This is a genomic window from Burkholderia perseverans, assembly GCF_022870505.1.
In the GTDB taxonomy this organism is placed as follows: Bacteria; Pseudomonadota; Gammaproteobacteria; order Burkholderiales; family Burkholderiaceae; genus Burkholderia; species Burkholderia plantarii.
Map to the genome: position 1 here is coordinate 613,755 of NZ_CP045093.1, position 18,913 is coordinate 632,667.

Here is an 18,913-nt window from a genome sequence, read left to right on the forward strand (position 1 = left end):
GGCGCCTCAGTTGGCTGGCTTCGACGAGTCGGGGGGCGGCGGCGGCACGACCTTGCGCATCAGCGGCACGATCAGCGTGGCGAACATGAAGCCGATCATGATGACGGTCAGCGCGTCGCCGTAGGCCATGGTCTGCGCCTCGCGAAACGCGATGTCGTGCAGCTCGCGCAGCGAGGCGGCGGCGCCCGCCTGCGCGGAGCCGAGCGTCGGACCGAGCTGCGCCTGCAGCGTGCCGAGCATCTTCTGCATCGGCTGGTTGGCGGCGGTGAGCCGCGAGGCGATGTCGGTGAAATGCTCGTTGGTGCGGTTGTTGAGAATCGCGCCGACGATCGCGATGCCGACCGCGCCGCCCAGATTGCGCATCATGTTGAACAGGCCGCTCGCGTACTTGAGCCGTTCCGGCGGCAGGCTGCCGAGCCCGAGCGTGACCGCCGGCGCGATCGCGAACACCTGCGGGAAGCCGCGGATCAGCTGCGGCCAGAGCAGCTGCTGGTTGCCCCAGTCGTGCGTGATGAAGCGGAAGTCCCACATCGACAGCCCGAACATCGCCATGCCGAACATCATCAGCCAGCGCAGGTCGGTCTTGCGCGCGAAGATCACGTAGACCGGCACGCCCACCAGCGCGGCGATGCCGGTGGGCACCATCGCCACGCCGGTCTGCCAGGCGTCGTAGCCGCGCACGTAGCCGAGGAACAGCGGCGTCAGATAGATCGACGAGAACGCGCCCACGCCGGTCAGGAACGACAGGATGCAGCCGATCGTGAAGTTGCGGTTGGCGAGCGCGCGCAGATCGACGATCGGGTTGTCGACGCTCAGGCAGCGCGCGATGAACACGCTGCCGGCGCAGGCCGAGATCACGGCGCAGCGGCGGATCGTCGGATCGTCGAGCCAGTTCCAGCGCGCGCCTTCCTCCAGCACGTATTCGAGCGTGCCGAGGAACACCGCCATCAACGCGATGCCGAGATAGTCGGCGCCCTTGAGCAGCGACAGGTCGGGGCGGTCGATGTCGGCGCTCAGCGACACGCCGAACGCGACCAGCAGGCCCGGCACCAGGTTCACGTAGAACAGCCAGCGCCAGTTCAGGGTGTCGGTGATGAAGCCGCCCACGATCGGCCCGAGCGCCGGCGCGAGCGAGGCGATGGTGCCGATCACGGCGGCCGCGATCACGCGCCGCTTGCCGTCGAAGTAGTGGAACGACGAGGTGAACACGGTGGGCACCATCGACGCGCCGAGCACGCCCTGGATCGCGCGGAACACGATCATGCTCTCGATGTTCCAGGCGAAGCCGCACATCAGGCTGGCGGCCGTGAAGCCGAGCGCCGAGCCGGTGAACAGGCGCCGCGTGGAGAACACGCGGGTGAGCCAGCCCGACATCGGGATCACGGTGATCTCGGCGATCAGGTAGGCGGTCTGCACCCAGCCGATCTGGTCCTGCGCCGCGCTCAGGCCGCCGCCGATCTCCTGCAGCGACGAGGCCACGATCTGGATGTCGAGCAGCGCGATGAACATGCCGACGCACATCACGGCGAACGGCCAGGCGGGCGGATGCGCGGCCGGCGCGGGCGTGCCGGCCGTGGCGTTGACGGGTTCGCTCATTGCGCGGCCCCGTGCGTATCGACCGTCACGGTGGTGGAGAGGCCGGGGCGCAGCACGCCGAGCACGCCGTCGGCCGCGTCGAACGCGATCCGTACCGGCACGCGCTGCACGATGCGCGTGAAGTTGCCGGTGGCGTTCTGCGGCGGGATCACGCTGAACACGGCGCCGGTGGCCGGCGCGAGCAGGTGGACGTGGCCCTGGAAGCACTGCGAGGCGCGCACGTCGGCGCAGATCTTCGCGCTCTGGCCGGCGCGCATCCGCGCGAGCTGGTCCTCCTTGAAGTTGGCGTCGACCCACAGGCCGCTGGCCGCCACCACCGACATCAGCTGGGTGCCCGGCGTGACGTAGCTGCCGACGTGGATCGAGCGATTGCCGACGTAGCCGTCGATCGGCGCGCGCAGCTCGGTGTAGCCGCTGTTCAGCTCGGCCGTGCGCCGCGTCGCGGCGGCCTGCAGGATGGTGGCGTCGGCGCCGGCGACCTCGCTGTCGAGCACCGCTACCTGCTGGCGGGCCTCGCGCAGCTTCGCCGTGGCCGCGTCGAGCTGGGCCTGGGCCTGCTTGAGCGCCGCGCTGGTACGTTCCTCGCTCTGGCGCGTGCCGGCCTCGGTGTTGAGCAGGTTGCGGTAGCGCGTGGCGTCGATCCTCGCGAACGCCAGGGCGGCCGATTTGCCGGCCACTTCGGCGCTGGCCTGGTCGATCAGGGTCTGCTGCAGCGCACGGCGCGCCACCAGCTGCGCGCGCGCGGCCTGCATCGCGATCTCGTTGGCCTTGGCCGCGTCGAGCGCCGCCGCGAAGTCGCCGGGCTGCAGGCGCAGCAGCGGCTGGCCGGCGTGCACGCGCTGGTTGTCCTCCACCAGCAGCTCGGACACGTAGCCGGCCACGTGCGGTGAGATCACGGTGATGTTGCCGCCCACGTAGGCGTCGTCGGTGCTCTCGTAGAAGCGCGCGTGCAGCCACCAGTAGATCGCATAGCCCAGCAACACCACGATCAGAACGATCAGCACCAGCAGCACGGGCTTGCGCTTGCGTTTCGGTTTCGCGTCGGCGGTGGGCGGCAGCGCCGGCGCGCCCGATTGGTTGTCGCTCAAGTTGAGGTTCTCCTTCGCATTGGCATTGAGGGCCGGGGTGGCGTGGTGCGGGTATCGCGGGCGCGACGATCGATGCCGATCGGCACCGCTCGCCGCGATTCATGCCGGTTTCAGATGCTCACCGTCATATGAAATGCGCGCGCTCCGGCACGCCCGAGGCGCGGGCGTGCCGGCCGTCGCGGGCCGGCGCGATCGCGCGCGGCGCCCGACGAAGCGCGGGATGGCGCGGCGGCTCGCGCCGCGCGGCTTACCAGGTCCCGAGCAGCGAATCGACGCCGCGCAGCGCGTTGTTGCGGCGATACGGCAGCGCGTCGAGGTTGGTCAGGTGCAGGTTCGGCAGGCGCGTGTAGACCGTCTCCAGCGCGGCCGCGATCTCCAGCAGCGCGAGCCGCGCGCCGAGGCAGTAGTGCAGGCCGCCGCCGAACGAGAGCGGGCGTACGTTTTCGCGGTCGATGTCGAGCGCGTTCGGGTTCGCGAACTTCTCCGGATCGCGGTTGCCGCCGCCGAGGAACACGCAGATCAGGTCGCCGCGCTGGATCGTCTGGCCTTCGAGTTCGACTTCCTCGAGCGCGACGCGCTGCGCGATCTGCACCGAGCTGTCGTAGCGCAGCGCCTCGGTGACCACCTTCGGCATGATCGAGAGGTCGGCCTTGACGCGCTCGCGCTGCTCGGGATGGTGCTGCAGCGCGATCAGCGTGTTGCCGATCATGTTCTCGGTGGTCTCGTGGCCGGCCACGAACAGGAAGCAGAGGTTGGCGACGATCTCGTCGTCGGTCAGGCGCTGGCCGTCTTCCTCGGCCAGGATCATCTGCGAGATCAGGTCGTCGCCCGGCTCCTTGCGGCGCTCGGCCAGCACCTTGGCGAAGTAGGTCTCGAGTTCGATCGCCGACTTGCGCGATTCCTCGAGCTGCTCGGCGTTGAGCGGCGTGACGTTGAGCGCGCCGGCGGCACGGTCGGCGGCGCGCTTGAACATCGCGCCGTCCGACAGCGGCACGCCGAGGATCGTACACATCGTCTGCATCGGCAGCAGGAACGCGAAGCCGGTGACGAGGTCGCCCTGCGGTTCCTTCACGAGCTTGTCGATGAGCTGGTTCGAGATGGTGTAGGACGCCTCGCGGAACTTCTCGACCTGGCGCGCGTTGAACGACTTCATCAGCAGCGCGCGCAGGTTGGTGTGCTTGGGCGGGTTCAGGCCCGGCAGCATCGAGCGGAAGGTGCGGAACGGCGGCTGGTCGATCACGCCTTCGCCGTAGCGCGCCTTGACGGCCTCGACGATGCCCTTGCCGAAGCGGCGGTCGAGCAGCAGCTTCTCGCCGAACGCGTAGTGCGAGGTCGCGTAGAGCTTCGGTGCGAGCTTGACCAGCTGGCCCTCGGCGCGCATCGCCTCGAACACCGGATACGGATTCTTCAGGAATTCTGGAGTGGCAAGATCGCTGTATTGCATGGTGGGGAGTCCTTGGTTCTAAGTAGATGGCAGCCGGGCTGCCGCGAAACGAAGGTCAGATCGAAACCATTTCGAAGTCGAGCTTCGGCACGTCGCATTCGGGGCAGCGCCAGTCTTCGGGCACGTCTTCCCAGCGCGTGCCGGCGGCGATGCCGGCCTTCGGATCGCCGCTGCGTTCGTCGTAGAGGTAGCCGCAGATCAGGCACATCCAGGTGCGGTATTCGACAGTGAGTTCGGTCATCGTGGGCGTTCTCCGGATCAATGCTCCAGGGCGGCGGCCGCGTCCGCGCCGGCGCCCTCCAGGCTCTGGTGCAGCTGCTTGCGCAGCTTGTGAAGGTCCTTCACGGTCAGCAGCGGCCGCTCCAGCAGCAGCGACAGGTTGTGCAGGATCCGTTCGGCCACGCGGTTTTCCCAGGCGCGGTCGAAGCAGATCTGCGAGTCGAGCCAGCGGCCCAGCCACTCGGGATCGGGCAGGCGGCTCTGCACCGTGTCGTTCGGGAACAGGCCGCGGTTCACGTGCAGGTTGGTCGGATGGATCGCCTTGGCGGCGCGGTTCGCGCTCGCCATCAGCGTGCCGATCTTGGCGAACGCGAGCCGCGCCTCGTCGCCGTGCCGCTCCAGCGCGCGCCGCATGTACTTCAGGTAGGCGGCGGCGTGGCGCGCCTCGTCGCGCGAGATCAGCTCGTAGATCTGCCGGATCACGGGCTCGGTGTGCCAGTGCGCGGCGCAGCGATACCAGTGGTTGAGACGGATCTCGCCGCCGAAGTGCAGCGTCAGCGTTTCGAGCGCCGGCGCCGGATCGAACGGGAAGCGCACCGCGTGCAGCTCGTCCTCGGTCGGAGCGAGTTCGGGCCGGAAGCGCCGCAGGTACTCGATCAGCACCAGCGAGTGCTTCTGCTCCTCGTAGAACCAGATCGACATGAACGCGGAGAAGTCGCTGTCGTCGACGTTGTCGCGCAGGAACATCTCGGTGGCCGGCAGCGCCGCCCATTCCGTGATCGCGTTCATCTTGATCGACAGCGCCTGCTCGTCGGACAGCAGGGAGGCGTCGAAGCGCGACCAGTCCACGTCGTCCTGCATGTCCCAGCGCGCGCGCTCCAGGCTTCGGTACAGTTCGGGATAGAGCATGATGGTCGGCTCCTCAGTGGGTGCCCGGCTGGCCGGGCAGCGGCGCCAGCGCCGTCGGCTCGCCGCCGATCGCGAGGAACTGCGTGGCGCTTTCGATCACGCGCGCGTCCGACAGGATCCGCACGTGGCCGACCTTCTCGACGCGCTCGAAACGCACGTTCGGCAGCGCCGCCGCGATGTTCTCCGATTCGCAGATCGGCACGATCTTGTCGTTCGGCCCGTGCATCACGAAGATCCGCGTCTGCAGCCCGCGGCCCAGCGCGCCGATGTCCCAGTGCTGGGGCGGCACGCCGTTGCGGCGATGCAGTTCGGCGTACATCGCGTCCATCACGTTCGGCGTGAGCTGCAGGAAGTCGCCCGACCAGCGGTCGATCACGGCCGGCAGCGTGCAGGGCGGCGCGAGCATCACGATGCCGTCCACGCTGGTCGGGCCGAGTTCGGCGATCGCGCCGGTCGAGGCGATGCTGCCCAGCGAGTGCGAGACGATGCCATGCACGCCGCCCAGCGATTCGATCGCGCCCTTCACGGCGTTCTTGAAGGCCGTCATGGTGGTGACGGTGCCGGGCGAGACGCCGTGCGCCGGCGCGTCGAACGCCGCCACGCGGAAGCCCGCCTTCTGCAGCTTCGGCACGAACGAGAACATGGTGGCGCTGTCGGCGCCCCAGCCATGCACCAGCAGCACGGTGCGTTCGCCCTTGCCCCACAGATGCCCGTGCTTGACGCCCTCGACGCCGCGGATCTCGAAGCGGTGCGCGCCGAGCGGCGACATGTCCTTCGGCGGCGTCTTGCGGAACGTGCGCGTGTAGCCGAACAGGTCGGTGGCGCGGCGCGCGGCGGCCGCCGGCGAGACCGCGCCGAGCGTGCCGATATAGCCCTTCAGCACGCGCTTGCCGAACGACATCGGCGCGCTCGCGGCGCGGGCCGGCGCGGACGCGGCGGCTGCCGCCGCCGTGCCGTGCGGGAGGGATGACTCGGAGGTATTGGACATCGTCGGTCTCCTGGCAGGGTGGCCGATGGGTTCGTCAGATCGCCGTGTCGGCGCGCGGAGGGGTGGGCGCGGGCGGCGTCGCGACGGCCTCGAACGAGCGGTAGTAGCCATGCACCGGATCGTAGAGATGGCAGGCGCGAATCACCTTCCAGACTTCGCCGAGCGTGAACGGCTTCTGCCGGATCGCGCCGGGATAGGCGCGCTTGAGCGCCTCACGCGCCTTGGGCAGGTTGTAGAACGGGATCACCGGCACCACGTGGTGGGCGGCATGGACCGAGATGTTGTGCGTGAAGAAGTGCAGCCACTTCGGATACTCGTAGTCGGTCGTCATCATCAGCCGGCTGCCGTTCAGGCTCCAGTGCTCGCGCGTGAGGAACGGGATGTCGTCCGAGATGTGATGCATCATCGTGGTGGTGCTGAACCACGCGTGGATGCCGAGCCAGGGGCCGAGGAAGTAGAGCAGGAAGCCCTGCCAGCCGGTGAAGTAGATCAGCGTGGGCAGGTAGACCGCCGCGAACAGCACCGTGATGATCACCGAGCGGCGCACGTCGTTGCGGGCCTCGAGCTTCGGGAACATGCTCGGCTTGAAGCCCGAGTGGCGCTGGTAGTTCACGGTGCCGAGCCAGAACAGCCAGCTGCGCGTGCTGCGATAGACGAACTTCTCCCACAGGCCCATGCGGCGGTATTGCTCCGGCAGCACGGGGCGCCAGTCGGTGTCCATCTCCAGGCTGTTGGTGTTGGCGTGATGCAGGTTGTGCATGTGGCGCCAGCCGTGGAACGGGTAGAGCAGCGGGAACAGCGCGATCTGGCCGAGCGCGAAGTTGAAGCGCCGGCTCCTCGAGAACGAGTTGTGCCCGCAGTCGTGCGCGATGCAGAACAGCCCCCAGCCGCCCAGCCCGGCCAGCAGCCAGAGCGGGATCCAGAGCGACCAGTGCGGCGCGTAATGGACGCCGACCACGGCGCCCACGTAGAGCGCGGTGCTCGCGAAGAAGCCGAGCAGGCCGCGCGCGAGGCGCGGTTCGTAAAGCTCGCGCGGAATCGCGTCGGCCAGCCGTTCGCCCTCGATCGACTTCAGCGACTGGACGTACTCGCGAAAGCCCGGGGTTTGCTGCTGCGGTAGTTGAATCGTTGCCATCGGTTCGCTCCTAGGTGGCGTGGCGCTCAGGCCTTGATCTCGCCGGCGGCGAGTTCGGTGGCGAGGTAGCTCGCCAGGTCGTCGATGTTCTGGTGTTCGAACAGCAGCGCCGGCGACAGGCGCTGTTCGAGCAGCTTTTCGAGGTCGCCGGCCACTTGCAGCGCGACCAGAGAATCGAGCCCGTAGGACTCGAAGGTGCGGGCCGAGTCGATCTGCGCGACCGGCACGTTGAGCTGCCGGGCGAGCCGTTCGACCAGCCATTGGTGGATGCCGGCTTCGGTCAGCGGGGTGGACGAACGTTTTTCTTCCATGAAGCCGATCTTGTTGAACAGGCTCGACATGAACGCCATGATGTGTACTCCCACGTCAGGGTTGAAAGGGTGAAACGAAACGGTGCGGGCCGTGGCGGCGCGGGCGGCGGGGCCGCTCAGGCGTTGCCGGACTCGCGCTTGCGGATGCGCTCGATCACCTCGCGGCTGGGCGAGCGCAGCTCCGAGACGATGCCGAGCCGGCCCAGCAGCGTCAGCATCCAGCCCGACAGGTCGGGCTCCCACCAGTTCACGCCGTGCCGGTACCAGGCCGGAAACGCGTGATGGTTGTTCTGCAGGCCTTCGCCGAAGGTCAGGAAGGCCACGATCCAGTTGTTGGTGCTGTGGTCGCGCGTCTCGAACGGGCGGCTGCCGTAGCGATGGCAGATCGAGCCCACGCACCAGGCGAACTGGTTGGCGATGAACATGCGCGCGAAGCCGCCGAACATCAGCCCGCACAGCGCGCCCATCCAGCTCGCGGTGAGCAGGCCGCCGGCCACCGCGGGGATCAGCAGGCCGAGCAGGACCCAGTAGAAGTAGGTGCGGTTGAAGAACAGCAGCGTGCGGTCCTTCAGGATGTCCTGCGCGAAGTAGCTCCAGCTCGACATCTCGGGCGACATCATCCACGGCATGTGGGCGTGCCACAGCCCGCGCAGGCGTTCGCCGCGGCTGTCGCCGAGCAGGTTCGGCGAATGCGGATCGCCCGGGCGGTCGCTGTAGGTGTGGTGGCGGCGATGCGTGGTGACCCAGAACAGGATCGGGCCCTGTGCCGCCATCGAGCCGCAGATCAGGATCAGCGCGCGGAACAGCGGCGAGGTCTTGAACGCGCGATGGGCGAGGAAGCGGTGATAGCCGATCGAGACGCCCGCCATGTGCAGCACGTACATCACGCCGAACAGCCAGGCGTCGACGCGCGTGGCGTAGCCGGCCCAGGCGAGCCACGCGGCCGCCAGCGTACCGGCGAGCGGGATCGTCATCACGCCGAACGCGGTCCGCGCCTTGATGCGGGCGCCGCGTGCGTCGAGCACGCTGACGCCGCGCACCGGCTGGTCGTCGGGGATGGTCGGTGCGGATGGGAGATCGAGGTGCGTCATGAAGAATTCTCCGGATAGCTTGCGAGGGCGCTCAGGACTGGGTGGCGTCGGCGCGGCCGCGGGCGGGGCGCCGCACGTCCCACACCAGACCGAACACGGCCAGCAGTTCGATCAGCCCGCCCGACAGGTCGAGCTGCCAGAAGCGCTGGCTGGTACGGGCCAGGGCGGGGAACGCGTGATGGTTGTTGTGCCAGCCGCCGCCCACCGCCGGCAGCGCCAGCCAGAACACGTTGCGGCTCTGGTCGCGCGTGGTGTTCGGGCGCGGCCCGAAGCTGTGCGCGAAGGAGTTGATCGCCCAGGTGGCCTGGTCGACCAGGAAGATCCGCAGCAGGCCGCCCCACAGCAGGCCCATCAGCGCCGCGTAGGGCGTGCCGCCGATCAGCCAGCCGGCCAGCGTCGGCAGCGCGAGGCCGAGCCCGATCCAGACGAAATAGAGGCGGTTCAGGCGCACGATCCAGCGATCGCGCAGCAGGTCCGGCGTGAACTGGCTCCAGTTCTGCCGGCGCAGCGTGAACAGCCAGCCGACGTGCGCATGCCAGATGCCGCGCAGGCGCCCGGAGAAATCCTCGCCGTGCAGGCGCGGCGAATGCGGGTCGCCCTCCTGGTCGGTGAAGGCGTGATGCATGCGATGCGTGGCGGCCCAGAACAGGATCGGGCCCTGCGCGGCCATCGAGCCGCAGATCGCGAACAGCGCCGTGACGATCGGGCCGGCCTTGAACGCCTGATGCGAGAAGAAGCGGTGCAGGCCGGCCTCGACGCCGAGCGCCGTGACCAGGTACATGACGGCGAGCAGGCCGATCTCGAGCCGGCCGATGCCGTTGACGATCGCCAGCGTCACGGCCGCGACCGCGCCGACGGCCGGGATGCCGACCGTTAGCCAGGCCAGGCGCCGCTCGGTGGCGCCGGTGCGGTCGGCGGTCGGCGCGGGCCGCGAGGAAGAGGTTTGGGTCTGGATGTCCATGATGTCCTTCGCGGGCTCAGGCGCGTGCGTTGGGGTAGCTTGCCAACGACTGCGCAAGCAGCGCCTGGCGCGTCGCATAGCGCTGGATCTTGCCGCTCGTCGTCAGGGGGATCGCGCCCATCGGCGCGAAGTGGATCAGGTGGGGCGCCGCGCCGAGCTGGCGCGTAACGCGCTCGACGATCGCCTCGCGCAGCAACTGCAGCTCGCTCTCGGCCACCCGCTCGCCGCGCCGGAACTCGGCCACCACGGCGATCCGCTCGCTCTGGCCGTCGTCGATCGAGAACGCGGCCACGCCGTTCGGGCGGATGCGCGCGTCGGTCTCCTCGACCAGCAGTTCGATGTCCTGAGGATAGAGATTGCGGCCCGCGTGGATGATCAGATCCTTGATGCGGCCGGTCACGTAGAGCTCGCCGTCGCGCAGGAAGCCGAGATCGCCGGTGCGCATGTAGCGTTGTGGCGAGCCGGCCAGACGCGCCTGGAACGTCTCCTCGCTGTGCCGAGGCTGGTTCCAGTAGCCGATGCCGATGTTCGGGCCGCCCACCCAGATCTCGCCGATGGCGCCGTCGGGCAGCGCACGGCCGTCGGGGCCGACGATCCTGACGTCGTGGCCGGGCGCCGGCGCACCGCACGAGGCGAGCGTGCGGGCCTGCGGATGATCGGCCGCGATCTCCTGCACCTCGCCGCGGGCCAGCGCCTCCTGATCGACCTCGAGGAAGGCGGGCGGCACGCCGTCCACCTTGCCCGACACGAACACGGTGGCTTCGGCCAGCCCATAGCAGGGGCCGAACGCGTCGGCGCGGAAGCCGCAGGGCGCGAAGCGCTCGGCGAAACGCTCGAAGGTGCGCCGGCGCACCGGCTCGGCGCCGCAGTAGACCGCCTCGACCGAGGACAGGTCGAGCAGCGGCAGCACCTCGTCGCCGATCGAGTTGCAACACAGGTCGAACGCGAAGTTCGGCGCGATGGTGGTGGTGACGCGGTACTGCGAGAGCGCCGCGAGCCAGCGCAGCGGCTGCTGGACGAAGTGCCCCGGCGCCAGGATCACGGTGGGGAAGCCTTCGTAGATCGGCTGCAGGATGCCGCCCATCAGGCCCATGTCGTGGTACGGCGGCAACCAGGTGCAACCGACCCGCTCGCGCCGGCCGCCCATCCAGCGGCTCGCGCCGTGGCAGTTGCTGAGCAGGTTGCCGTGCGTGAGCATCACGCCCTTCGGATCGGAGGTCGAGCCGGACGTGTACTGGAGCAGCGCGAGGGCGCCTTGATCGAGCGCCGGCAGCGCTGCCGGCGCTCCGTCCGATTTGTATGCATATGCATGCATATCGGCTTGAAAAAGCTCGTCGATTTCGGTCCAGGCCTGCTCCGGGAAGCCCTCGGGCAGCAGCGCGAGCACCCGCTCGCGCAGCTTCGAGAAGCGCGCGTTGGTGAGGATCACCTCGGGCTGCGAATCGCGCGCGATCGCGCCGAGGCGGCCCAGCGCGCGCGTGCCGACCGGCGGGAACGAAGGCACCGCCACCGCGCCCGCCATCCAGACTCCGAACAGCGCGGCGATGTAGTCGACGCCGGCCTCGAACAGCATCAGCACGCGCTTGCCGGCCACGTCGACCGACGCGAGATGGCGCGCGATGGCGGTGGCCTGCCGCTGCAGCTCCGCATAGGTCACGGTACGGCTTTCGGTTTCGCCGTCGACCAGATGGATGAAGGCGGTCTGGTCCGGCAGCGTCGTGGCGCGCAGGCGCAGCACGTCGACCAGCGTGTCGACGGCGTGATCGGCCAGCGTCGCGCCCGCGCGGTGGCGCGAATCGGCGGCGAGCGGTCCGGCGGCCGGCGGCTGAGCCGTTTGGCGCTCCGGCGTGGCGAGTTCGGGATCTATCATGGGGTCGGCGTCCTTTCCATGTAACGCTTTGCATCGATTCGTGCCGCGCCAACTAATCACGGCAACGCACTGAACCGCTCCGTGCCACTGAAATCGAATTTCCAAACCAGTAAAACGAATACGGGTACGATTTCCGAATTGCGTAGGATTACGTAGACGGAAATGGAAACCCTCGTTCTTCTTAATGAAACTCCCCGATTTGGCAATCGATTAACAAACCGGTTACCTTGGGAGCTCGTTTCGGCAGGCAAGCCTCGCCCATTCCGGCCGGCATCCGCAGCGCCGACACGGCGATGCAAAGCGCTGGCGATCCGGCGAAGGATCGTCAGCGTCATGAGCCCAGCTTTTTTTCGTCAAGCCACAACAGCAGATCAGACAGGTACAACGGCCGCGTTCAAGCTTCTGCGCGCTATAGTGGGTATCAGGCCGCGCTCCTCGCACGAATGGATGAAGCGGACACGCGTGGTTCGCTGACACCAGCGAGCCGCGTGCCCCGGTTCCCGCTCGGAACGGGTAGTTGAGCGTGTTGCTTAAGTGTTGCGACGCTCGGCTACTTAGTTTGCATGTATATGCATGAATGTTTGATCAATAGAAAAGTATTGTCAAGCGCTTTGCAACCAACTTATCGATATTCCAATATCGAAAAGAAAATCGTCGCGTGCGGCGCGAAATGTTATCGGTAATCACAAAAAAGCACCTGTCATTGTTGTGTATTAATTGGTACATCGGGAATTGAATATCGTCAGTTTTTTGAATTCCGTATGATGATTACATCGAATGATGGGACAGTTTTGACGGTGCCGTTGCGATGGGACGCGTCGCTGGATGGTGGCCGCCGTGACCGGTGCGGCGAGCGTCCGGTGTTCGCTGGCGGCGCGAGCGGAGGCGGCGGGATCCCGCCACGATGCGTGGGGCTGCCGCGCGAGGCGGGCGCCGGCGCGGTAGGAAAGACGCCGGCGCACCCGAGCCGCGACGGGGCGCGGGCGCGTTGGCGGGTGGCCGGCGGCGGGTGTCTCATGACCGGCGCTGCCGGCCCGGTGCCCATGACCGGCGCTGCCGGCCCGGTGCCGCGAGCGCGGCGGGCAATGCCGGTTGGGCGGACCATGGCGAAATGGTTGCGCCCGCACCGGTATTGCTCTCAATAACGCCAGGTCAGGTTGACGCTGCCGTTGAGCGGGGCGCCATAGGTGCCGTAGTTGTATTCCATGGTCGACCAGTACTTCCGGTCGAGCGCGTTGTTCAGCGTCCCGGTGATGCTGAGGTGGCGGTTCACGTCGTATCGGGCCATCAGATCCACGTCGACGTAGGAGCCCTGATGGGCCGCGCCGACGCCTGCCTCGACGTAGCTCGTCGCGCTCTGCCAGCGGATGCTGCTGCCCACCGTCAGCTTGTGATCGAAGACGGGCAGGCGGTAGCTGGTGGACAGGTGCGCGGACTTGCGCGGCACGAACAGCTGGGTCGACTGCCCGCTGCCGTCCTGCACGCGCAGGATGGTCGCGCCGGCGCTGACGTTCCAGTCATGCGTGATCCGTCCGGAGATTTCCGCCTCGATGCCGGTCGAGGTGGCTTCGCCGCCCGAGTAGTAATAGTTGGCGGTGCCCGGATCGAAGCCTGCCTCCGTTGCGATGTTCGACTGGTGGACCCGGTAGACGGTGAGCGCCGTGTTCAGCCGGTTGTCGAAGAACGCGCCCTTGATGCCGGCTTCTTCGCTGCGTCCGCGCGCGGGGCCGAGCAGCTGGCCATTGATGTCGAGCTGCGATTGCGGATTGAAGATCTTGGTGAAGCTGGCGTAGGCCGTGATCTGCCGCGTCAGGTCGTAGGTCAGGCCCACATAGGGCGCCGAGCCGGTCGATTGCTGGTTGTATCCGGTGCCGTCCGAGCTGCCGCTGCTGGCGGCCTGCGTATAGTTGATGCCGAGCAGCAGGTGGGCGCGGTCCGTCAGGCTCCAGCGCGACGACGCGTAGAGCGAACGCCTTACGTCCAGATAGTTGATGTGCGAGGTGGCCGCGCCGAACGACGGCTCCGGATAGCTGCCCGCGAGCAGCGTGGCGTAGCTCACCGGCACGCCGTCGCCGTCGCCTTCCGCGGACGGATTGGTGAACTCGGAACGCGAGAAATTGGCGCCCAGCACGATGTCGTGCGTTCGGCCGAACAGGTCGAGCTTGCCGCTTACGCTGGTATCGAGCACCAGCTGGCGGTTCGACGACACATACGACGACGTGTAGGCGTTCACGCCCGAGCCGTCCGCATTCAGCGATCCGTAGGGATAGAAGAACTTGGCGTTGTTGTAGATGTCGTTGTAGTTGACCGAGGTCTTCCAGGTCCAGCGCCGGCCGAGCTGCTGCGTCAGTTCCGCGAAGGCCCGCTGCTCCTGCGTGTCGAAGTAGGCCCATTTCGGCGCCATGCTGGCGCTCACGTCATAGGCGAGCGGGTTGCCCGCGGCGTCGAGAAATGGCAGCCCGCCCCAGCTGGCGCCCTTCAGACGGTTGATCTCGTAGCTGAAGCCCACCGTGGCCAGCGTGCTCGGCGTGATGTTGACGTCGACCACGCCGTAGACGATGTCCTTGCTCGGCTTCAGGCGGTCGGTGAAGGAATCGCCGTCCTGATGGACCGCGACGAGCCGGCCCGCCACGGTTCCCGATTTGTTCAGTGGTCCTGATATATCCACATCGATCCGCTTGGTGTCCCACGATCCGTAGGACACGTCGCCGGAGGCCTGGAACTGGTAGGTCGGGCGCTTGCGGATGAAATTGACGGTGGCGGACGGGTTGCCGGTCTCGGCGTTCAGGCCGTCGGCGCCGCGCAGCACTTCCACGCGGTCGTACAGGGCCATGTCGATGTCGCCGTATTGCGCGGTGTACTCCAGCGGCATGCCGACGCCGTCGAACTGCAGGTTGGTGATGTGGAATCCGCGCGACGTGAAGTCGGTCGCATAGGAGTCGTAGGGCTCGACGGTCACGCCGGTCACGTGGCGCAGCGCGTCGTTGACGCTGTTGAGCTGGAAGTCGTTCATCTCGGCACGCGTGAGCACCGACACCGATTGCGGCGTTTCCTTCGGCGGCAGCGCGATCTTGCTGGCCGCCGCGGTCGAGTGGATCGTGTAGGAGCCGGTTTTTTCGGTGGGGGGCTGCGGACCGTCGGCGCCGCCCGTGACGTTCACGGCCGGCAGCGCCAGTTCCGGCGCTCCGGCCGGCGCCGCCTGCGCCCGGCGCACGGTCACGGTGCCGTCGCGCGAATCGGCGGCCAGACGGCTTGGGCCGAGCAGGCGCGCGAGCGCCTGGTCGACCGACATCCGGCCGTCGACGGCGGGGGCGGTGCGTCCGGCCACCAGTGCCGGTTCCACCAGGAGCTGCAGCCGGGCCTGGCGTGCCAGCTCGTTCAGGGCGCTGCCCAGCGGCTGGGCCGGAATCGAAAAATCGAGCCGTGGCGCCGGGGCCGAGGCAGGCGGAGTCTGGGCCCGGGCGTCGGTGGCGCCGAGCGACGCGACGGCGAGGGTCACGGCCACCGTCATGACGGCGAGCGGAAGGCGGGGGTGCAGCATGACGACATCTCCAGCAAGTAGCAAGTAAAGGCGATTGCTGAAGAAGACGCATCGGCGCGCCGAAGCCTGACATGTTCTGAAAAAGTTTTTTTGCGGCGGGCCGTCAGGCCGCCGGCACGATCTCGGTCACGTCGCCGCGCTGGCGGATGCGCACCGGCAGCACGCGGGGCAAGGCGCGAACGAAGCTCGCCGCTTGCCTGACGTCGAAGCTGCCGGTCACGTGCATCGCGGCCACCGCCGGATCGTGGATGGCGACGCCCGTCGGCAGGTAGCGTTCGAACTCCTGCAGCGCGCGGGCGAGCGTGGTGTCGTCGAAGCGGACGCGGCCTTCGCGCCAGGCGCCGACATCGGCCGGCGCGATCGAGGCGATCCGTTCGAGCCGGCCGCGATCGTCGGTGGCGACGCTCTGGCCCGCGGTCAGTTCGATGCCGGGCTGCGCCGCCGACGCGACGCGCACGCGCCCTTCTTCCACGTCGACGCGCACGTTGCCCTGCTCGAGGCCCGTGTTCGTGCAGCGGACCGCGAAACGCGTGCCGACCACGGTGACCGTCACGTCGCGCGCGAACACGTGGAACGGCGCCCGCGGGTCCGATTGCACCGCGAACATCGCCTGCCCGCGATGCACCTGCACCTCGCGCCGGCGCGGAAAGAACCGCGCCTGCACGTGCGTGTCGGTGTCGAGCTGCATGGTGCTGGCGTCGGGCAGCGAGACGGTCTGGAACTCGCCGCGGCGCGTGTCGTAGCGCTGCGCGAAGGTCGGCGTGTCGAGCCATGCCTCGTGCAGCCACCGCCAGCCGAGCGCGCCGCCGCCCGCCATCGCCAGCGCCGCTCCGGCCAGCGCGAAGCGCGGCACGAAGGTGCGCCGGCCCGGCCACGGCGCGGCGCGCGGGCCGCCGGCCTTCAGGCGGGCGACGTCATGCGCCGGCAACGCGTCGAGGGTCCGCCATGCCTCGGCGATCCTTGCATAGGCCACGCGGTGCGCGGCGTCCTGCGCGAGCCAGCGTTCGAAGGCGGCGGCATCCCGCTCGCCGGTGTTGTCCTGCTGTCTGACGAACCAGGTCGCGGCCTGTTGTTCGGCTTCGCTGGCGGCCGATGGCGTATCGGGAGGATGAATGCGTCGTCTCATTGTCGTATCGTCTGCGGGCCTGATCCGGAAGACGCATGGCAAGGCAAAAACCTGACATCGTGAAGTCGGGGATCGCGCGAGTCAATCGATGGCCGCTTGCGTTTCGTCGGCTGTTCCTTCCCACGCAGCCAGCTGCCGCCGGCACGCCAGCACGCCGCGGATCACATGCTTTTCGACCATGTTGCGCGAAATGCCCATGCGCGCGGCGATCTCCAGATGGCTCAGGCCTTCGAACCGGTGCAGGACGAAGGCCTCGCGACAGCGCGGCGGCAGCGCTTCGATGGCCGCCACCAGCATGTCGGTGCGTTGCGACGATTCGAATGCGTTTTCGGGCTGGCTGGACGGATCGGCGGGGCGGTCGCAGTCGTCGTCGAGCGGCTGCACGTGCTGGTCGCGCACGCCGGCGCGCCGGAACGAATCGATGACCAGATTGCGGGCGGTGCGATAGAGCAGGCCGCGCGGATCGCTGATCGGTGTGCCGGAGCCACGCAGCGTGAGGACGCGAAGGTAGCTCTCCTGGGCGATGTCCGACGCCGTGTCGATGTCCTTCACGCGTTGCGAAAGGAAGCGCAGGAGTTCGCGGTAGTAACGTTCGACCACTGGAAGAGATTGTGAAGTCCGTACACGATCCAGCGGACGGGCCTGCCAGAAACCGGGATTGTTGAGAATGGGAATGATTATCGTTTTCTTTTTGAGATGAGACAAGCGGAAAGTGCCGCGAGGCGGGATGCGAGGGGAGGGGACCATGGGCCTGACGGCCGCGAGAACGGCTTTGCCTGCCTGCTGCGTGACGAGCCGCCGGGGTGGCGCGGGCAGCCTCGCGCGAGGCCGGAGTGCCGGGCGCGAGGTGCATCGGAGCGCGGCGGGCGGCGGGAGGCTTCGCCGGCCGCCGCGTGTGCCGTCAGTTGCCCGGAATCGTGCCTTGCGCGACGCGCGGCACGTAGCCGGTCAGGTGCCAGCGGCCGTCGCTCTCGAGCCGGAAGCTGACCTTTTCGTAGACGACCTTGCCCGAGGTCTGCGTGGTCGCGTAGTCGACGTTCGCGTAGAGGCCGTCCGGCACGTCCTTCGCGCCGCTGTAGATGATCCGCGTGACGGCGGCCCAGCCACGGCTCTTGATCGCGCCCACGGCTTCGCGCGACATCCGCGTGTCGTCCGCGAAGCGCTTCGGATCGTAGCGCTGCTTGACGAACGGCGCGGCGTCGTTCCACAGGTCCTGATAGCGGCCCGCATCGAGCAGCTGCAGCGCGTAGTCGGCGTCGCGCAGCAGCTCGTCGGCCGAGGTGCCGGAGTTGACGGGCGCCAGCGAGAGCACCGGAGCGGCGGGCGCAGCGGGGGACGGAGCCGGCGTCTGGGCTTGCGCGAGGCTCGCCGCGCCGGCGGCCACGCATGCGGCCGCGCATCGTATCAGGATCGATTTCAAGTGACCTCCTGGCTCGTTCGAAGGGAGTGAGAGGGGCGGCGGGGCCGCGCGTCAGCGATAGGCGGCGGCGAGCGCTTCGGTGTAGGCCGCGACGTTGTCCGGGTTATGGATGTCGACCGAATGCAGCAGGCGGGCGGCATGCCCGCGATAGGCATCGAGGTTCGCGTCGTGCTCGCGAAACGCGCGCAGCAGCTGCCGGCCGCCTTCCTGGCAATCGAAGTCCGGATAGTAGTAGCCGCATTCGCCGAGGTAGGGCGAGTTGTGGACGAGCGGATAGCCGCCGTACAGCAGCTCGTAGTAGAGGTAGTTCTGCGCGTTTTCCCAGGTGTGGGAGACCACCGCGTCGCCGTATTGCGACATGAACTCGTAGATCGCGAAGCGGCCTTCGAAGCTCGCCAGGCTGTGATTGACGATGTCGAGGCTGCGCGCAAAATGCACGAAGGTGGTGTGGTCCTTCAGGTGCAGCGTGTTGCACACGCGCACGAACTCCACGAACGACGGCTGTGCGCGATAGGCCTCTTCGGCCACCAGCATCGGGATGATGCTCGTCTTCACCATGCAGATGTTCGGCTCGAACATCGCGATGCGCCAGCGCGACCGGCCCGGGCGATAGCCGAACGAGCGACCTTCCTCGAGCGCGTCGCGCGCCTTGTCGAACAGCATCGGATGCCAGATGTGCGGGACGATCGTCACCTTCTGGCGCAGCCCCGTTTCGAGGTAGTGGCGGCACGAGTGCTCGAATTCCGGAATCGTCCAGATGCCGTCGTACCGCGCGCCCGAGAACAGGAAGCCCGACGGCTTGTCGAACATCGCGCGCTCGATGTCGATCACGTAGTCGTTGCCCACGCGCATCGTGATCACCTTGCCGCCGCGCTTGCGGAACACCGCGAGCCAGTCGGCGTTGAACAGCGCGCTCATCTCGATCAGCACGTCGCAGCGCGCCATCGCCTCGTCCATCGAGACCAGCGGGACGTTCCATTCGTCCAGCATCATCTGCGGATCGGCCGGCTCGGTGCCGCCGCCGTTCACCATCACCGCCTCGGCCACCAGCGGCGACTGCCGCAGCAGCAGCACCAGCAGCAGGCAGTTCTGGAAGATGCCGTTTTCCCACAGCGACTGGCCGGCGCCGCGCACGTACAGCGAGACGCCCACCACGAGACGCTTGCCGCCGTTCTGGACGTCACGGACGGGGATATCGGACATGCAGGTTCTCC

Annotated in this window: 16 protein-coding genes; all 16 read right to left on the minus strand. The window is 67.9% G+C overall.

Annotation, left to right across the window (positions count from 1 at the left end; all coding sequences use genetic code 11):
• Positions 1-6: 6 nt before the first annotated feature.
• Positions 7-1,596: a DHA2 family efflux MFS transporter permease subunit gene (locus BpN12_RS02590; protein ID WP_246793724.1), complete on the minus strand. Its 1,590-nt coding sequence runs from the start codon at positions 1,594-1,596 to the stop codon at positions 7-9.
• Complete coding sequence (locus tag BpN12_RS02595) at positions 1,593-2,684, minus strand: HlyD family secretion protein (protein ID WP_246793725.1); 1,092 nt, start codon at positions 2,682-2,684, stop codon at positions 1,593-1,595. The genes BpN12_RS02590 and BpN12_RS02595 overlap by 4 nt, the downstream gene beginning before the upstream one ends.
• 247 nt (positions 2,685-2,931) lie before the next feature.
• On the minus strand, positions 2,932-4,128 hold the full coding sequence (locus BpN12_RS02600) for a cytochrome P450 (RefSeq protein WP_246793726.1): 1,197 nt from the start codon (positions 4,126-4,128) through the stop codon (positions 2,932-2,934).
• 55 nt (positions 4,129-4,183) lie between these two features.
• Positions 4,184-4,369, minus strand: a complete 186-nt coding sequence (locus tag BpN12_RS02605; protein WP_042627243.1) for a rubredoxin — start codon at positions 4,367-4,369, stop codon at positions 4,184-4,186.
• A gap of 17 nt (positions 4,370-4,386) precedes the next feature.
• Positions 4,387-5,256: an acyl-ACP desaturase gene (locus BpN12_RS02610; RefSeq protein ID WP_246793727.1), complete on the minus strand. Its 870-nt coding sequence runs from the start codon at positions 5,254-5,256 to the stop codon at positions 4,387-4,389.
• Between the two features lie 13 nt (positions 5,257-5,269).
• Positions 5,270-6,244: an alpha/beta fold hydrolase gene (locus BpN12_RS02615; RefSeq protein WP_246793728.1), complete on the minus strand. Its 975-nt coding sequence runs from the start codon at positions 6,242-6,244 to the stop codon at positions 5,270-5,272.
• Positions 6,245-6,278: 34 nt separating this feature from the next.
• Positions 6,279-7,379, minus strand: coding sequence for a fatty acid desaturase (locus tag BpN12_RS02620; RefSeq protein WP_246793729.1), 1,101 nt, complete (start codon positions 7,377-7,379; stop codon positions 6,279-6,281).
• A gap of 26 nt (positions 7,380-7,405) precedes the next feature.
• Complete coding sequence (locus tag BpN12_RS02625) at positions 7,406-7,729, minus strand: acyl carrier protein (protein WP_198254915.1); 324 nt, start codon at positions 7,727-7,729, stop codon at positions 7,406-7,408.
• Between the two features lie 77 nt (positions 7,730-7,806).
• Positions 7,807-8,781 carry an acyl-CoA desaturase gene (locus BpN12_RS02630; RefSeq protein ID WP_246793731.1) on the minus strand — a complete coding sequence of 325 codons (975 nt, stop codon included), beginning with the start codon at positions 8,779-8,781 and terminating at the stop codon, positions 7,807-7,809.
• 31 nt (positions 8,782-8,812) lie between these two features.
• On the minus strand, positions 8,813-9,742 hold the full coding sequence (locus BpN12_RS02635; RefSeq protein WP_246793732.1) for an acyl-CoA desaturase: 930 nt from the start codon (positions 9,740-9,742) through the stop codon (positions 8,813-8,815).
• Positions 9,743-9,758: 16 nt separating this feature from the next.
• Positions 9,759-11,612, minus strand: coding sequence for a fatty acyl-AMP ligase (locus tag BpN12_RS02640; protein WP_246793733.1), 1,854 nt, complete (start codon positions 11,610-11,612; stop codon positions 9,759-9,761).
• 1,138 nt (positions 11,613-12,750) lie between these two features.
• Complete coding sequence (locus tag BpN12_RS02645; RefSeq protein ID WP_246793734.1) at positions 12,751-15,153, minus strand: TonB-dependent siderophore receptor; 2,403 nt, start codon at positions 15,151-15,153, stop codon at positions 12,751-12,753.
• Between the two features lie 103 nt (positions 15,154-15,256).
• Entirely contained in the window at positions 15,257-16,279 is a 1,023-nt protein-coding gene (locus BpN12_RS02650) for a FecR family protein (RefSeq protein WP_246793735.1), read from the minus strand.
• 81 nt (positions 16,280-16,360) lie between these two features.
• Entirely contained in the window at positions 16,361-16,984 is a 624-nt protein-coding gene (locus BpN12_RS02655) for a sigma-70 family RNA polymerase sigma factor (protein ID WP_342346196.1), read from the minus strand.
• Positions 16,985-17,180: 196 nt separating this feature from the next.
• Positions 17,181-17,699, minus strand: coding sequence for a DUF4019 domain-containing protein (locus BpN12_RS02660; RefSeq protein ID WP_246793736.1), 519 nt, complete (start codon positions 17,697-17,699; stop codon positions 17,181-17,183).
• A gap of 51 nt (positions 17,700-17,750) precedes the next feature.
• Positions 17,751-18,902, minus strand: a complete 1,152-nt coding sequence (locus tag BpN12_RS02665; protein ID WP_246793738.1) for a DUF2827 domain-containing protein — start codon at positions 18,900-18,902, stop codon at positions 17,751-17,753.
• Positions 18,903-18,913: the final 11 nt, after the last annotated feature.

Excerpts from the sequence above, each read along its gene's own strand:
- BpN12_RS02590 (WP_246793724.1), bottom strand. The coding sequence starts at position 1,596 with ATGAGCGAACCCGTCAACGCCACGGCCGGCACGCCCGCGCCGGCCGCG.
- BpN12_RS02600 (WP_246793726.1), bottom strand. The coding sequence starts at position 4,128 with ATGCAATACAGCGATCTTGCCACTCCAGAATTCCTGAAGAATCCGTAT.
- BpN12_RS02605 (WP_042627243.1), bottom strand. The coding sequence starts at position 4,369 with ATGACCGAACTCACTGTCGAATACCGCACCTGGATGTGCCTGATCTGC.
- BpN12_RS02610 (WP_246793727.1), bottom strand. The coding sequence starts at position 5,256 with ATGCTCTATCCCGAACTGTACCGAAGCCTGGAGCGCGCGCGCTGGGAC.
- BpN12_RS02615 (WP_246793728.1), bottom strand. The coding sequence starts at position 6,244 with ATGTCCAATACCTCCGAGTCATCCCTCCCGCACGGCACGGCGGCGGCA.
- BpN12_RS02620 (WP_246793729.1), bottom strand. The coding sequence starts at position 7,379 with ATGGCAACGATTCAACTACCGCAGCAGCAAACCCCGGGCTTTCGCGAG.
- BpN12_RS02625 (WP_198254915.1), bottom strand. The coding sequence starts at position 7,729 with ATGGCGTTCATGTCGAGCCTGTTCAACAAGATCGGCTTCATGGAAGAA.
- BpN12_RS02630 (WP_246793731.1), bottom strand. The coding sequence starts at position 8,781 with ATGACGCACCTCGATCTCCCATCCGCACCGACCATCCCCGACGACCAG.
- BpN12_RS02635 (WP_246793732.1), bottom strand. The coding sequence starts at position 9,742 with ATGGACATCCAGACCCAAACCTCTTCCTCGCGGCCCGCGCCGACCGCC.
- BpN12_RS02640 (WP_246793733.1), bottom strand. The coding sequence starts at position 11,612 with ATGATAGATCCCGAACTCGCCACGCCGGAGCGCCAAACGGCTCAGCCG.
- BpN12_RS02645 (WP_246793734.1), bottom strand. The coding sequence starts at position 15,153 with ATGCTGCACCCCCGCCTTCCGCTCGCCGTCATGACGGTGGCCGTGACC.
- BpN12_RS02650 (WP_246793735.1), bottom strand. The coding sequence starts at position 16,279 with ATGAGACGACGCATTCATCCTCCCGATACGCCATCGGCCGCCAGCGAA.
- BpN12_RS02665 (WP_246793738.1), bottom strand. The coding sequence starts at position 18,902 with ATGTCCGATATCCCCGTCCGTGACGTCCAGAACGGCGGCAAGCGTCTC.